Annotated in this window: 1 protein-coding gene; it reads left to right on the top strand. The window is 49.1% G+C overall.

Annotated elements, in window-relative coordinates; translation table 11 throughout:
• Positions 1-509 (top strand): sigma-E factor regulatory protein RseB domain-containing protein (locus tag R7Q48_RS31405; protein WP_318134379.1); only part of this gene is annotated, 509 nt, incomplete at both ends.

Consider the following 509-nt stretch of genomic DNA (forward strand, 5'->3'; position numbering starts at 1 on the left):
GTTTATTTAAGTGGGCCTGTACGGGAGGGGATTCGGCGCGGAACAGAAGTGAGTTATATCGAAACTGGCGTGGAACCGTTCACTATCGAATCAGGCAAAATGGTTGCACCAACGATACCGATGCTTAACACCAATATCGACGAGCTAAACCTGTATTACGACTACGTTCAAGTAGGGCGTGCGCGTGAAGCCGGTGTTCCAACTCAGGTATTACGCATTGTGCCGAAAGACGGACTACGTTATTCCTATGTCCTTTGGATTGACGAAAAGAGCAAATTGCCACTTCGCGCCGATCTTGTCGATCGTGATGGCGAGATGCTAGAGCAATACCGCACGATCTCTTACACAGTAAACCCTAAAATTGCAGAGTTGATGAGCGGCCTTGAAGACGTTCAACTTCCTGCTGTGCTTACCATGCCGAAAGGTGAAATTGGCACGAGCAATTGGACTGTGGGCTGGACTCCAGACGGTTTTCATCCAAACGATCTCAACCGCTACCGTATGGCATC

Source organism: Vibrio sp. 378 (assembly GCF_033339435.1).